This is a genomic window from Kitasatospora sp. NPDC058218 (assembly GCF_042882445.1).
Classification (GTDB): domain Bacteria; phylum Actinomycetota; class Actinomycetes; order Streptomycetales; family Streptomycetaceae; genus Kitasatospora.
Map to the genome: position 1 here is coordinate 157,535 of NZ_JBHVWC010000002.1, position 14,767 is coordinate 172,301.

Consider the following 14,767-nt stretch of genomic DNA (forward strand, 5'->3'; position numbering starts at 1 on the left):
CCGAGCGTAGCGAGGTGGGCGCATGAGCACGCCCCGACAGCCCACCGGTGGGACCGGCGGCGCCGGTGGCCGCCGACCCGTCGCCAAGGGCGCCGCCCCGCGGCAGACCCCGCGCGGCCAGGCCGGCAAGGCCCAGCCCCCGAAGGCACAGCCCGCCAAGGCGCAGCCGGCCAAGCCGCAGCCCGCCCGGTCGAAGCAGCCGCCGGCGGCGCAGCCCCAGAAAGCCCAGGCACCCAAGCCCCAGGCACCCAAGGCCCAGGCGTCCAGGGCGGCCCAGCCGGCCAAGGCCCGGGACCCGAATGCCGCCGGCCGGTCGGCCCGGACCCCGCAGCAGCGCCGCCCGGAGGGCCGCCCGCCCCTGCGGGGCCAGGCAGCCGGCCGGCCGCGCCCGAAGTCCCGTCCGGCGCAGCGCCCGCAGTCGAGGGCGATCCGGCTGGCCGACCCGCGCCGCCGGCTGCGGGTGGTCACCGTGGCGCTCTCCCTGGTGTTCTCGGTCTTCGCCGGCCGCCTCGTCCAGCTCCAGCTGCTGGACTCCGACGCGCTGGCCGCCGACGCCAACACCAACCGCTACCTGGACATCCCGATCACCGCCGAGCGCGGCTCGATAACGTCCGCCGACGGCGTGGCACTGGCCACCACCGTCGACGCGTACGACATCACCGCCGACCCGGCCATGTTCACCCCGGGGGCGGCCGGCATCCCGGACGCCCCCGAGCAGGCGGCCGCGCTGCTGGCCCCGATCCTCGGCCTGCCCAAGGAGAAGATCGCCGCCGATCTGCACACCCCCAAGACCCGCTACAAGCGGCTCGCCGCCCAGCAGAGCCCGGACGTCAAGAACCAGATCAGCGACCTCAAGGCGGGCCTGGAGAAGCAGGCCGGCTCGCGGGCCTGCGCGGCCCAGAAGCGCCTGCTCAACAAGACCGTGGACGAGGGCGGCCGGACCAGGCTGGACAACGAGTGCGTCAACCCGCTGGCCGGGGTGTTCAACCGGGAGACCCAGAAGCGGGTCTACCCCTCGGACGGCCTGGCCGCCAACCTGGTCGGCTTCGTCAACGCCGAGGGCGAGGGCGCCGGCGGCCTGGAGTCGCAGTACCAGAAGGTGCTGGCCGGCAAGGACGGCCACAGCAGCTACGCCCAGGCGGGCGGCCGCCTGGTGCCCACCGCCGGGGGCTCGCTGGACCCGGCCGTGCCCGGCACCGACCTGCGGCTGACCATCAACCGGGACATCCAGTGGGCCGCCCAGCGCGCCATCACCGACCAGGTCGCCAACGCCGGGGCGGAGAAGGGCTACGTGATCGTCCAGGACGTGAAGAACGGCCAGGTCCTGGCGATGGCCACCTCGCCCGGCTTCAACCCCAACGACCTGAGCACGGCCAAGTCCTCCCAGCTCGGCAACACGGCCCTGCAGGACGCCTACGAGCCGGGCAGCACCGCCAAGCTGATGACCATGGCCGCCGTCCTGGACACCGGCAAGGCCACCTGGGACACCAAGGTGACCGTGCCGTACCCGCTGGTCCGCGGCGACGTGGCGTTCAAGGACGACGTCTGGCACGACACCTGGTACCTGACGCTGGCCGGCGTGCTCGCCAAGTCGTCCAACATCGGCACCATCGAGGCCGCCCAGACCCTCGGCGCGACCCAGCCCGAGGCCAACAAGGTGCTCTACGACTACCTGCGCAAGTTCGGCATCGGCGAGCAGACCGGCCTCGGGTTCCCCGGCGAGACCGCCGGCCTGCTGGACAAGCCGGAGGACTGGAAGGCCTCGAAGCAGTACACCATCCCGTTCGGCCAGGGCCTCTCGGTGAACGCGCTGCAGGCCACCTCGGTCTTCTCCACCATCGCCAACGGCGGGGTGCGGGTGGCCCCCAGCGTCGTCCAGGGCACCACCGCGCCGGACGGGCGGTTCACCCCGGCCGCACCCGGGGCACAGTCCCGGGTGGTCGGCGAGCAGACCGCGAAGACGCTCACCGAGATGCTGGAGTCGGTCGTCACCGACGAGCAGGGCACCGGCGGCAAGGCGGCCATCCCCGGCTACCGGGTGGCCGGCAAGACCGGCACCGCCAACCGGGTGGACCCGAAGACCGGCGGCTACCGCGGCTACACCGCCTCCTTCATCGGCTTCGCCCCGGCCGACCAGCCCCGGGTCACCGTCTCCTGCGTGATCCAGGACCCGGTCAACGGCCACTTCGGCGGCCAGCTCTGCGGCCCGGTGTTCAAGCAGGTGATGGAGTTCACCCTGAAGACCCTGCAGGTGCCGCCGAGCGGCAGCGAGGCACCCAACCTGCCCGTCGAGTGGAAGCCGTGATCGACCATGAGCAACGAGCGGGCCGGGCGGCACGACGGCACGGCGAAGGCCCGGTTTGGCCCTGGACGCCCTCCGGCGGATAGCCTTCCCGCCGTGCCGAAACCCGATCAAATCACCGTGAGCCCGCCCCGCCCCGTCGGGGTGCGGGCCCTGCCGCTCGCCGAGCTGGCCCGTCTGCTCGGCCTCGCGCCGGTCGAGGGGGCACCGGTCACCGGTGTCACCCACGACTCCCGCGCGGTGCGCCCGGGCGATGTCTACGTGGCCTTCCCGGGCGCCAACCACCACGGCGCGGCCTTCGCGGCCCAGGCCGCCGCCGCGGGCGCGGTGGCGCTGCTCACCGACCCGGCCGGCGCCGAGCTGGCGGCCGGCTCCGGCCTGCCGCCGCTGGTGGTCGACCGGCCGCGGGCCCGGATGGGCGAACTCGCCGCCGCGGTCTACGGCCGCCCCTCCGAGCGGCTGCTGATGATCGGGCTGACCGGCACCAACGGCAAGACCACCACGTCCTACCTGGTCGAGGGCGGCCTGCGCGGCGCCGGGCGCAGCCCCGGGGTGATCGGCACCGTGGAGATGCGGGTCGGCGACGAGCGGATCAAGAGCGAGCGCACCACCCCCGAGGCCACCGACCTGCACGCGATCCTCGCCGTGATGGGCGAGCGCGGCGCGGACGCGGTGACCATGGAGGTCTCCAGCCACGCACTGGTCTTCGGCCGCACCGACGGCGTGGTCTACGACGTCGCGCTGTTCAACAACCTCACGCCCGAGCACCTCGACTTCCACCCGGACATGGAGGACTACTTCCAGGCGAAGGCCCGGCTCTTCCAGCCCGGCAAGTCCCGGCTCGGCGTGGCCAACCTGGACGACGCGTACGGGCGCCGGCTGGTCGCCGAGGCGAAGATCCCGGTCACCTCGTTCTCGGCGACCGGCGCGGCGCAGGCCGACTGGCGGGCGGTCGACGTCCAGCTCGGCCCGGTCGGGTCGACCTTCCGGGTGCTCGGCCCCGACGGTGCCGAGGCCGACGCTTCCGTCCCGCTGCCGGGACCGTTCAACGTCGCCAACGCGCTGGCCGCGATCACCGTGCTGGTGACCGCCGGGCTGCCGCTGGAGCAGGTCGTCGCCGGGATCGCCGCGGTGCCCGGCGTGCCGGGCCGGCTGGAGCGGGTGGACGCCGGACAGCCGTTCGTCGCGGTGGTCGACTACGCCCACAAGCCGGACGCCCTGCGGGCCGTGCTCGCCTCGCTGCGCGAGGTCACCAAGGGCCGGCTGCACGTGGTGGTGGGCTGCGGCGGCGACCGCGACCCGCACAAGCGCGCCCCGATGGGCGCGATCGCCGCAGGGCTCGCCGACACCGCCCTGCTGACCAGTGACAACCCGCGCAGCGAGGACCCGTTGGCGATCCTCGCCACCATGCTGACGGGCGCCGCCTCGGTGCCCGAGGCCGAGCGGGGCGCCGTCCTGGTCGTCCCCGACCGGGCCGAGGCGGTCCACCTCGCGGTGGCCCGCGCCCAGGCCGGCGACACCGTGCTGGTGGCCGGCAAGGGCCACGAGCTCGGCCAGTACGTACGAGACGAGATCCGCCCCTTCGACGACCGGGAGGTACTGCGGGACTCGATCACGCGGACCACGGCCGCCCGGGGCACCGGAGGAGTAGAGCAGCCGTGATCGCACTGACCCTCGCAGAGGTGGCCGCAGCCGTCGGAGGCACCCTGGACGGCGCCGACCCGGACACCCCGGTGACCGGCCCGGTCGAGGTCGACTCCCGCAAGGTGCGCCCCGGCTGCCTGTTCGCGGCCTTCGCCGGCGAGCACGTGGACGGCCACGACTACGCCGAGCAGGCGGTCGCCGCCGGCGCCGTCGCGGTGCTGGCCTCCCGCCCGGTCGGGGTGCCCGCCGTGCTGGTCGACAGCGTGGTGGACGCGCTCGGCAAGCTGGCCCGGACCGTGGTGGCCCGGGCCGAGGCCACCACCGTGGTCGCGCTGACCGGCTCGGCCGGCAAGACCAGCACCAAGGACCTGATCGCCCAGCTGCTCCAGCGGCTCGGCGAGACCGTCTACCCGCCAGGCTCGCTCAACAACGAGATCGGGCACCCGATGACCGCGCTGCGGGTCGAGTCCGGCACCCGGCACCTGGTGATGGAGATGGGCGCCCGGCACAAGGGCGACATCGAGTACCTCACCTCGATCACCCCGCCGCGGATCGGCCTGGTGCTGAACGTCGGCACCGCGCACGTCGGCGAGTTCGGCTCCCAGGAGGCGATCGCCGAGGCGAAGGGCGAGCTGGTCGAGGCACTGCCGGCGGACGGCGCGGCGATCCTCAACGCCGACGACCCGCTGGTGCGCGCGATGGCCTCCCGCACCAGGGCCCGGGTGGTGTACTTCGGGGAGTCCCGGGAAGCCCACATCCGGGCACAGGACGTTCGCCTGGACTCCACCGGACGGCCATCGTTCACGCTGACCACCCCGGCCGGTTCCGCACCCGTGCAGCTGCGCCTGTACGGTGAGCACCACGTCTCGAACGCCCTCGCCGCCGCCGCGGTGGCGGTGGAGCTCGGGATGTCCGTCGACGACACCGCCGAAGCGCTGAGCGAGGCGGGTGCGCTGTCCCGCTGGCGCATGGAGGTCGTCGACCGGGCCGATGGTGTCACCGTCGTGAACGACGCCTACAACGCGAACCCCGACTCGATGCGGGCCGCGCTGCGGGCGCTGGTCTCGATCGGAGGGCGCGGTCCGGAGCGCCGCCGCACCTGGGCGGTGCTCGGCGAGATGCGGGAGCTCGGCGAGGAGAGCCTGGCCGAGCACGACGCCATCGGGCGGCTCGCGGTACGGCTGGACGTCACCAAGCTGGTGGCGGTCGGCGGACGCGAGGCGGCCTGCATGGAACTGGGCGCTAGGAACGAAGGTTCGTGGGGTGAGGAGTCGGTGCTGGTGTCCGACGCGGACGCGGCGGTCGAACTGCTGCGCAGTCAGCTTCGGCCGGGGGATGTGGTCCTGGTGAAGGCGTCCCGTTCGGTGGGGCTGGAGAAGGTGGCCGAGACACTTCTCGCGGACGGTGCGGCCGAGTAATGAAGCAGATCCTCTTCTCCGGCATGATCGGCCTGGTCCTCTCGCTGCTCGGGACCCCGGCCCTGATCAAGCTGCTCGCCAAGCGCGGCTACGGCCAGTACATCCGCGACGACGGCCCCAAGGCGCACCACAGCAAGAAGGGCACGCCCACCATGGGCGGCATCGCCTTCATCCTGGCGACGCTGATCGCCTACTTCGCGACCAAGGCGATAACGGGCGAGTCCCCGACCGCCTCCGGTCTGCTGGTGCTGTTCCTGACGGTGGGTCTGGGCCTGGTCGGCTTCCTGGACGACTACATCAAGGTCGTCAAGCGCCGCTCGCTCGGCCTGCGGGCCAAGGCGAAGCTCTTCGGCCAGTCGTTCGTGGGCCTCGCTTTCGCGATCCTGGCCCTGCAGTTCAGCGACGACCGCGGGCTCTCGCCGGCCTCCCAGCACCTCTCCTTCGTCCGGGACTTCGGCTGGTCCGTCGGCCCGGTGCTGTTCGTGATCTTCGCGTACTTCATGATCGCCGCGATGTCGAACGGCGTGAACCTGACGGACGGTCTGGACGGTCTGGCCACCGGTGCCTCGGTGATGGTCTTCGGCGCCTACACCTTCATCGGCGTCTGGGAGTACGGCCAGAGCTGCGCCTACTCGATCTCGGCCACCCCCAACTGCTACGACGTCCGCGACCCGCTGGACCTCGCGGTGGTCGCCGCCGCCCTGATGGGCTCCTGCTTCGGCTTCCTGTGGTGGAACACCTCGCCCGCCAAGATCTTCATGGGCGACACCGGCTCGCTGGCCCTCGGCGGCGCCCTGGCCGGTCTGGCGATCTGCTCGCGCACCGAGCTGCTGCTCGCGCTGCTCGGCGGCCTCTACGTGATCATCACCCTCTCGGTGATCATCCAGGTCGGCTCCTTCCGGATGACCGGCAAGCGTGTCTTCAAGATGGCCCCGCTGCAGCACCACTTCGAACTCAAGGGCTGGACCGAAGTCCTGATCGTGGTCCGGTTCTGGATCATCCAGGGCCTCTGCGTGGCCGTCGGCCTCGGCCTCTTCTACGCGGGATGGGTGACGGGATGACCGGACCGGAGTGGACCGGACTGCCGGTCGCCGTCGCCGGCCTCGGTGTCTCCGGGATCAGCGCCGCCCGGGTGCTGCACGGCCTCGGCGCGCTGGTCACCGTCGTGGACGGCGGCTCCGGCCCGGGCCTGGAGGCCCGCGCCGCCGAGCTGCGGGCCCAGGGTGTGACCGTCCGCCTCGGCGACGGCGACAGCCTGCCCGAGGGCACCCGGCTGGTCGTCACCTCGCCGGGCTGGCCGCCCAGCAGCCCGCTGTTCGCCGCCGCGGAGGCGGCCGGCGCCGAGGTCTGGGGCGACGTCGAACTGGCCTGGCGCCTGCGCAGGCCGCTGGCGTCCACCGGCGAGCCGGCCCCCTGGCTGGCCGTCACCGGCACCAACGGCAAGACCACCACCGTCCAGATGCTCGCCTCGATCCTGACCGCCGCCGGCCGGCGCACCGCCGCCGTCGGCAACGTCGGGGTCTCGGTGCTGGACGCGGTGCTCGACGAGGAGCCGTACGACGTGCTCGCCGTCGAACTCTCCAGCTACCAGCTGCACTGGGCGCCCTCGCTGCGCCCGTACGCGGCGGCCGTGCTCAACCTGGCGCCCGACCACCTCGACTGGCACGGCTCGATGGAGGCGTACGCCGCCGACAAGGGCCGGATCTACGAGGGCAACGTCGTCGCCTGCGTCTACAACCTGGCCGACCCGGCCACCGAGGCGCTGGTCCGCGAGGCCGACGTCGAGGAGGGCTGCCGGGCGATCGGGTTCGGCCTCGGCTCGCCCGGCCCGTCGAACCTCGGCGTGGTCGACGGCCTGCTGGTGGACCGCGCCTTCGTGCCGGACCGGGCCAAGAACGCCGCCGAGCTGGGCTCGGTCGCTGACGTCCACCCGCCGGCCCCGCACAACATCGCCAACGCCCTCGCCGCCGCCGCCCTCGCCCGGGCGTACGGGGTGGACGCCGCGGCCGTCCGGGAGGGCCTGCGGGCCTTCCGTCCGGACGCCCACCGGATCGCCGAGGTCGGTGTGGTCGACGGGGTCACGTACATCGACGACTCCAAGGCCACCAACACCCATGCCGCCGCGGCCTCGCTGGCCGCGTACCGGCCGGTCGTCTGGATCGCCGGCGGCCTGGCCAAGGGCGCCGCGTTCGACGACCTGGTGCAGGGCGCGGCCGAGCGGCTGCGCGCGGCGGTGCTGATCGGCGAGGACCGTGCGCTGATCCGGGAGGCGCTGGCGCGACACGCGCCGGATGTCCCGGTGATCGAGGCGGCCGAGGGCCAGACTGGCGCGGTGGCGATGGCCGAGGTGGTCCGGACGGCCGCGTCGCTCGCCCGATCGGGTGACACGGTGCTGCTGGCTCCGGCCTGCGCCTCGATGGACATGTTCACCAACTACGGCGAGCGCGGCGACCTCTTCGCCGCAGCGGTCCGGGACCTCACGGACAGCTGAGGCGGTACGGCGGCCCGCCACCCGAACCCGGGTGCCGGGCCGTTCGTCCACCCGTTCCACGGCCGCGGCTGGTTCCGCTCACCCGTGCACGGGCGAGCGAGCCGAAGGGCCGCGCCGGTGCCGAAAGGGTGGGCCCCTCCTGCCCGCTGGCGGGCAAGGAGGGCAAGCGCGGGAGCGACGAAGGAGCGACGGAGCGCCGACCGTCGGCGCCGGGTCGAGCGGCCCGGAGCGAGCCGAGCCACAAGAAATAAGGGGAGCGTGCGGTGGCGGGGCAGGGCAGGGTGGGCGGTTCCGGTAGGCCGGACGAGGGCCCCGCCGATCCGTGGCGGGTGATCTCGGCCACCACGACCGCCTACAAGTCGGCCGGCCCGCTGGCCCGTCTGCGGGCCTTCAGGGCCCGTCTGCGGTACACCCTGGACCGGCCGCTCACGCCCTATCTGCTGATCATCGGCGCGACGCTGCTGCTGGTGGTGCTCGGCCTGATGATGGTCTTCTCGGCCTCACAGATCCTCGCGCTGGGCCAGCACCGTTCGACCCAGTTCTACTTCTTCAAGCAGCTGGTCGCGGTGCTGCTCGGCTTCTCGCTGCTGGTCGGCTTCGCCCTGGTGCCGGTCGCGGTGCTCCGCGTGATCGTCTACCCCGTGATGTTCGGTGTGATCGGCGCGCTCGCGCTGGTCGCGATCCCCGGCGTCGGGGTGGAGGTCAACGGCAACCGGAACTGGCTCGACCTGGGGTTCTTCCAGTTCCAGCCGTCCGAGTTCGCCAAGCTCGCACTGGTGCTCTGGGGCGCCGACCTGCTCGCCCGCAAGCAGCGGAACGGCACCCTCGACCAGTGGAAGCACCTGCTGGTCCCGCTGGTGCCGGGCGCGCTGCTGCTACTGGCGATGATCATGCTCGGCGGGGACATGGGCACCTCGATGATCCTGGTGGCGATGCTCTTCGGCCTGCTCTGGATGGTCGGCGCCCCGATGCGGCTGTTCGTCGCCACCCTCGGCGTCGCCGTCGTGGTCTGCACCGCCCTGGTGGTGACCGTCCCGCACCGGGCCGAACGGCTCTCCTGCATCGGTGTGACCAAGCTCGACCCGGCCGGCGCCTGCTTCCAGGCGCTGCACGGTGTGTACTCGTTCGGACTCGGCGGCCTGTTCGGTTCGGGCCTCGGCGCCGGAGTCGAGAAGTGGGGCCAGCTCCCGGAGGCGCACACTGACTTCATCTTCGCCACGACGGGCGAGGAACTGGGCCTGGTGGGGACGCTGTCGGTGATCGGTCTCTTCGCGGCACTAGGCTACGCGGGTATCCGTGTGGCCATCGGTACGAAGGATCCCTTCGTCAGGTACGCCGCGGGAGCCGCCACCACCTGGATCATGGCTCAGGCCGTGATCAACCTGGGGTCGGCGCTGGGACTGCTGCCCATCGCGGGCGTCCCGCTCCCGCTGTTCTCCTACGGCGGGTCCGCCATGCTGTCGGCCATGTCCGCGATCGGTGTGCTGCTGTGCCTCGCACGCAGCACCTCGGGCGCGAAGGCGGCCCTGGCCGCCCGGAGCAAGAACTCCCGGATCAGGAGACGACTGGCCCGGGTGCTGCCACGACGACGAACCACAGCGCGCCCGGCCCCGGTGCCGGCACGCAGGGAGCGGTGAATTTCGGTGCATGTCGTACTCGCCGGCGGGGGGACCGCCGGTCACATCGAGCCGGCCCTCGCCCTCGCGGACGCCCTCCGCAGGCACGACCCGTCCATCGGGATCACCGCCCTGGGCACCGAGCGCGGCCTGGAGACCCGGCTGGTACCCGAGCGGGGTTACCACCTGGAGCTGATCCCGGCCGTTCCGCTGCCCCGTAAGCCCACCCCCGAGCTGATCACCGTCCCGGGCCGGCTGCGCGGTACCGTCCGGGCCGCCCAGGAGATCATCGAGCGGGTCAACGCCGACGCGGTGGTCGGCTTCGGCGGCTACGTGGCGATGCCCGCCTACCTGGCCGCCAAGCGGGCCGGGGTGCCGATCGTGGTCCACGAGGCCAACGCCCGGCCCGGCCTGGCCAACAAGATCGGCGCCCGCTACAGCGACTTCGTCGCGGTCTCCACGCCGGACAGCAAGCTGCGCGACTCCCGGTACATCGGCATCCCGCTGCGCCGGACCATCGCCACCCTGGACCGCAACGCGGCCCGGCCCGAGGCCCGGCACTACTTCGGCCTCGACCAGCGGCTGCCCACCCTGCTGGTGTCCGGCGGTTCGCAGGGTGCGCGGCGGCTCAACGAGACCGTCACCGCCATCGCGCCGCGGCTGCAGCAGTACGGCGTGCAGATCCTGCACGCCGTCGGCCCGAAGAACGAACTGCCGCAGGTGGACGACATCCCCGGGATGCCGCCGTACCGCGCGGTGCCGTACGTGGACCGGATGGACCTCGCGTACGCCGCCGCCGACCTGATGCTCTGCCGGGCCGGCGCCATGACGGTGGCCGAGCTGGCCGCGGTCGGCCTGCCGGCCGCCTTCGTGCCGCTGCCGATCGGCAACGGCGAGCAGCGGCTGAACGCCCAGCCGATGGTCAAGGCCGGCGGCGGCCTGCTGGTGGACGACGCGGAATTGACCCCGGAGTGGGTGCTGCAGAACGTGCTGCCGGTCCTCACCGACCCGCAGCGGCTCTGGGACATGAGCCGGGCCGCCGCCGAGTTCGGCCGCCGGGACGCCGACGAGCTGCTGGTCGGCATGGTGTACGAGGCGATCGAGGCCGCCAGGGGTGGCCGCCGTCGTGGCTGACGGTCGGCTCGCCGATCCACCCCCGGCCGGCGGCCGGGGGACACCTCCCGGCCGTCGGGCCGGGGGCGGGTACCCGCAGGAGGAGGTGGAGTTCGGGGACGAGGACCACTCGCCCCGGCTCCGGCTCTCCCGGCGGGGCATCGCGGTGCTGGGCGCGCTCGGCGCCGCGGTGCTGGGCGGGCTGGCCTGGCTGGTGTTCCTCTCCTCGGTACTGGACGTGCGCAGCGTCGCGGTGCAGGGGGTGCAGGACGACAAGCTGACGGTCGACCAGGTCCGCGCGGCGATCGGCACGGTCGGGGCCGGCCCACTGGCCCGGGTGGACCTGGACGACGCCACGCGGCGGGTGGAGGCGATCCCGCGGGTGGCCCGCGCCGAGGTCTGGCGGGGCTGGCCGCACACCCTGCGGGTGAAGATCACCCAGCGCAGCGCGGTCGCAGCCGTCAAGGGGGAGGACGGCAGATTCACCCAGGTGGACGCGGACGGCGTGAGCTTCGCCACCGAGGACGCCGCCCCGGCGGGGGTGCCGGTGGTCGAACTGCGGCTCAGTCAGCAGGCGAACGACGTCGCCACCGTGATCACCCGTCCGCAGTTGGTGCAGGGGGCGGTGGCGGTGGCCGCCGGCCTGCCGGCCGGGGTCCGGCAGCGGGCCGGGGCGGTGCTGGTGCACTCCTACGACGACATCCAGCTGCAGCTCAGCGGGGGTGTCACGGTGCGCTGGGGGAGCCCGGAGCAGATCGATCGAAAAGCCCGGGTGCTGGTGGGACTGATGAGTCAGAAGGGTACGAACTTCGACGTCAGTGCACCGGAGGCGCCGGCGGTGTCGGGATGATCCGGTAGGTTCTCTCTCTGGGGGAGGGGTTGACGCCTTTCGGTGACGGCCCGACCCTTGGTGGTCACCCCGGTTTCATAAGCCGGTTGATGATCACATAGGCTCAAAAGAAAAAGGGAAGCTCGGCGTGTTCGTTGAAACGCGTGCCCGGAGCCACCTAGTGTCCTGTGTCACCAGACTGTGTTTCCTGGTGATGTGACGGAGGCACAGGACTAACCCTAAAGGTCAAGTTTAGGGTTGGGGTCGGCGGTCGGCATTTCGGACATTCAGTCAGAAACCAGGCTCCCTACCCATCGACATCCGTCGGTACGGCACCCCACAGGGGCCGACCGACCCGGAAATTCGAGGCGAGAGGCCTTCGACGTGGCAGCACCGCAGAACTACCTCGCAGTCATCAAGGTCGTCGGCATCGGCGGCGGTGGTGTCAACGCCATCAACCGGATGATCGAGGTCGGTCTCAAGGGCGTCGAGTTCATCGCGATCAACACCGATGCGCAGGCCCTCCTGATGAGCGACGCCGACGTCAAGCTCGATGTGGGCCGTGAACTCACCCGGGGCCTCGGCGCCGGCGCCAACCCCGAGGTCGGCCGCAAGGCCGCCGAGGACCACCGCGAGGAGATCGAGGAGGTCCTCAAGGGGGCCGACATGGTCTTCGTGACCGCGGGCGAGGGCGGTGGAACCGGCACGGGCGGCGCGCCGGTCGTCGCCAACATCGCCCGCTCGCTCGGCGCGCTGACCATCGGCGTGGTCACCCGCCCCTTCACCTTCGAGGGCCGTCGCCGCGCGAACCAGGCCGAGGACGGCATCGCCGGCCTGCGCGAAGAGGTCGACACCCTCATCGTGATCCCCAACGACCGGCTGCTGTCCATCTCGGACCGCCAGGTCAGCGTGCTGGACGCGTTCCGCTCCGCCGACCAGGTGCTGCTCTCCGGCGTCCAGGGCATCACCGACCTGATCACCACCCCCGGCTTGATCAACCTCGACTTCGCGGACGTCAAGTCCGTCATGTCGGAGGCCGGTTCGGCGCTGATGGGCATCGGTTCGGCCCGGGGCGAGGACCGCGCCAAGGCGGCCGCCGTGATGGCGATCTCCTCGCCGCTGCTGGAGGCCTCGATCGACGGCGCCCGCGGCGTGCTGCTCTCCATCTCCGGTGGCTCGGACCTCGGCCTGTTCGAGATCAACGAGTCCGCCCAGCTGGTCAGCGAGGCCGCGCACCCCGAGGCCAACATCATCTTCGGTGCGGTCATCGACGACGCGCTCGGCGACGAGGTGCGGGTGACCGTGATCGCGGCCGGCTTCGACGGCGGCCAGCCCCCGGCGATCGTCCGCGACCCGGTGGTCAAGGCCACCCCGGCCACGCCGCCGCCCGCCCCCGAGCGTCCGGCGAGCCGGCCCTCGTACGGGAGCATCGGCTCGGTCACGGCCCGTTCGGACGGCGAGGCCCCGGCGCGTTCGGCGGAGAGCCCGGTCACCACGACGGCCGCTCCGGTGCCGCCGCAGGTGCAGCCGGCCCGCCAGCCGTACGTGGAGAGCCCCGCCGAGGAGCTCGACGTGCCGGACTTCCTGAAGTAAGCAGTGGTCGATCACGCAGTACGCAACGGTGCTCACTTCGCCTTCACCGATCGGTGGGGCGGGGTGAGCACTTCGCCGTACGGGGAGCTGAACCTCGGCGGCGCGGTGGGGGACGATCCGGCCGCCGTCCGGCGCAACCGGGCGATCGCGGCCGGTGCGCTGGGCCTCGACCCGGCGGACGTGGTCTGGATGAACCAGGTCCACGGCGCGGACGTGGCCGTGGTGACGCAGCGCCAGCCCGCGGGGGAGGCGCCGACCGTCGACGCGGTGGTCACCGACCGGCCGCTGGCGCTGGCGGTGCTGACCGCGGACTGCACGCCGGTGCTGCTGGCCGACCCGGTCGCGGGCGTGGTGGGCGCGGCCCACGCGGGCCGGCCCGGGCTCGCGGCCGGAGTGGTGCCGGCGGTGGTCCGGGCGATGGTCGAGTTGGGCGCCGAGCCCGGGCGGATGACCGCCGCGACCGGGCCCGCGGTCTGCGGCCGCTGCTACGAGGTGCCGGACCGGTTGCGCGCCGAGGTGGCCGGGCTGGTGCCGGCCGCGCACGCCGAGACCTCCTGGGGAACCCCGGCCCTGGACGTGCCGGAGGGAGTGGCGGCCCAACTGGCCGCTGCGGGAGTCACCGAGTTGGTGCGATCATCGGTCTGCACCCTCGAATCCGCCGATCACTACTCCTATCGCCGCGAGCAGCGCACTGGCCGGCTCGCGAGCTACGTCTGGTTGGGCTCTGATCACTCATGACGAACGACATCTACGGACCGTTCCCGGGCGGTGCGGATTTCCTGGCCGCCCTGACGGAGGGCCAGCGGGCCCGGTACGAGGAACTCGGCACCAACCTCGACGTCGTCGAGCGCCGGATCGCCGACGCCTGCGCGGCGGCGGGGCGGGCGCGTGACGAGGTGAGGCTGGTCGTCGTCACCAAGACCTACCCCGCGCAGGACAGCGCGCTGCTGGCCGCACTGGGCGTCACCGACGTCGCGGAGAACCGCGACCAGGACGCGGCGCCCAAGGCGGAGCAGTGCAGAAACCTTCCGCTCGACTGGCACTTCGTCGGCCAGCTGCAGACCAACAAGGTCCGCTCGGTGGTCCGGTACGCGAACCACGTGCACTCGGTGGACCGGCCGCGGCTGGTGGAGTCGCTCTCGGCGGCGGTGCTCAAGGCCGAGCGCCCCGAGCTCGGCTGCCTGGTGCAGGTCGCGCTGGAGAAGGAGCACGGCGAGGGCGAGGGGCGCGCCGGGGTCGCCCCGGCGGAGGTCGGGGCGCTGGCCGACGCGATCGCCGCCGCGCCCGGGCTGCGACTGGACGGTGTGATGACCGTCGCCCCGCTCTCCGGACCGCTCGCCGGGGACCCGGCCCGCGCCTTCGAGCGGTTGGCGGAAATCGCAACCGCCGTACGGACGGCCCATCCTGCTGCCACCATGGTTTCCGCAGGAATGAGCGGTGACCTCGAGCAGGCCGTTGCCGCCGGGGCGACACATGTGCGCGTCGGAACGGCGGTACTCGGAGTGCGGTCACCCCTCAGGTAACGTCACCGGGTAGTAGATCAGACTGCAGGACAAAATAGGACAGAAACTAGCAGCTTTCCAGAGCGCTAGCGAACCGTGGATCGTAGCTCCGCGGCCCCCACCCACGAGTTCTGAGCGGCCGTCGGCCTGACGGCTCGTCGTGGGCGGACCGCGGAATCCGCAGGCGGGGCCCGACGGCCCGGCCGTCGGTACGGAGCCGGTCCACCACGGAGCGAGCAGGGCGAGCGACCATCGAGAG

At 72.6% G+C, this 14,767-nt stretch carries 11 protein-coding genes; all 11 read left to right on the forward strand.

Annotated features, from left to right (window positions below; all coding sequences use genetic code 11):
- Positions 1–22: 22 nt before the first annotated feature.
- The 11 genes from ACFVYI_RS01715 to ACFVYI_RS01765 all read left to right on the forward strand — a co-directional run bounded on the left by ACFVYI_RS01715 (position 23) and on the right by ACFVYI_RS01765 (position 14,529).
- Positions 23–2,305 carry a penicillin-binding transpeptidase domain-containing protein gene (locus tag ACFVYI_RS01715; protein WP_387880315.1) on the forward strand — a complete coding sequence of 761 codons (2,283 nt, stop codon included), beginning with the start codon at positions 23–25 and terminating at the stop codon, positions 2,303–2,305.
- A gap of 6 nt (positions 2,306–2,311) precedes the next feature.
- The gene (locus tag ACFVYI_RS01720; RefSeq protein ID WP_387880318.1) at positions 2,312–3,964 is read left to right on the forward strand and encodes a UDP-N-acetylmuramoyl-L-alanyl-D-glutamate--2,6-diaminopimelate ligase; all 1,653 of its coding nucleotides are present in this window, start codon (positions 2,312–2,314) and stop codon (positions 3,962–3,964) included.
- Positions 3,961–5,364 carry a UDP-N-acetylmuramoyl-tripeptide--D-alanyl-D-alanine ligase gene (gene murF / locus ACFVYI_RS01725; protein ID WP_387880321.1) on the forward strand — a complete coding sequence of 468 codons (1,404 nt, stop codon included), beginning with the start codon at positions 3,961–3,963 and terminating at the stop codon, positions 5,362–5,364. Before ACFVYI_RS01720 ends, murF begins: the two co-directional genes overlap by 4 nt.
- Entirely contained in the window at positions 5,364–6,425 is a 1,062-nt protein-coding gene (gene mraY, locus ACFVYI_RS01730) for a phospho-N-acetylmuramoyl-pentapeptide-transferase (RefSeq protein WP_387880324.1), read from the forward strand. Before murF ends, mraY begins: the two co-directional genes overlap by 1 nt.
- Positions 6,422–7,855: a UDP-N-acetylmuramoyl-L-alanine--D-glutamate ligase gene (gene murD, locus ACFVYI_RS01735; RefSeq protein ID WP_387880326.1), complete on the forward strand. Its 1,434-nt coding sequence runs from the start codon at positions 6,422–6,424 to the stop codon at positions 7,853–7,855. The genes mraY and murD overlap by 4 nt, the downstream gene beginning before the upstream one ends.
- A 329-nt stretch (positions 7,856–8,184) precedes the next feature.
- Positions 8,185–9,492: a putative lipid II flippase FtsW gene (gene ftsW / locus ACFVYI_RS01740; RefSeq protein ID WP_387880329.1), complete on the forward strand. Its 1,308-nt coding sequence runs from the start codon at positions 8,185–8,187 to the stop codon at positions 9,490–9,492.
- 6 nt (positions 9,493–9,498) lie between these two features.
- On the forward strand, positions 9,499–10,605 hold the full coding sequence (gene murG / locus ACFVYI_RS01745) for an undecaprenyldiphospho-muramoylpentapeptide beta-N-acetylglucosaminyltransferase (protein ID WP_387880332.1): 1,107 nt from the start codon (positions 9,499–9,501) through the stop codon (positions 10,603–10,605).
- Positions 10,598–11,434 (forward strand): cell division protein FtsQ/DivIB, encoded by an 837-nt coding sequence (locus ACFVYI_RS01750; RefSeq protein ID WP_387880335.1) that lies wholly within the window; start codon positions 10,598–10,600, stop codon positions 11,432–11,434. The genes murG and ACFVYI_RS01750 overlap by 8 nt, the downstream gene beginning before the upstream one ends.
- A gap of 363 nt (positions 11,435–11,797) precedes the next feature.
- Complete coding sequence (gene ftsZ, locus ACFVYI_RS01755; protein ID WP_387880337.1) at positions 11,798–13,006, forward strand: cell division protein FtsZ; 1,209 nt, start codon at positions 11,798–11,800, stop codon at positions 13,004–13,006.
- Positions 13,007–13,009: 3 nt separating this feature from the next.
- Positions 13,010–13,744, forward strand: a complete 735-nt coding sequence (gene pgeF, locus ACFVYI_RS01760; RefSeq protein ID WP_387880340.1) for a peptidoglycan editing factor PgeF — start codon at positions 13,010–13,012, stop codon at positions 13,742–13,744.
- A complete protein-coding gene (locus ACFVYI_RS01765; protein WP_387880342.1) occupies positions 13,741–14,529 on the forward strand; it encodes a YggS family pyridoxal phosphate-dependent enzyme in 789 nt (262 codons plus the stop codon). The genes pgeF and ACFVYI_RS01765 overlap by 4 nt, the downstream gene beginning before the upstream one ends.
- Positions 14,530–14,767: the final 238 nt, after the last annotated feature.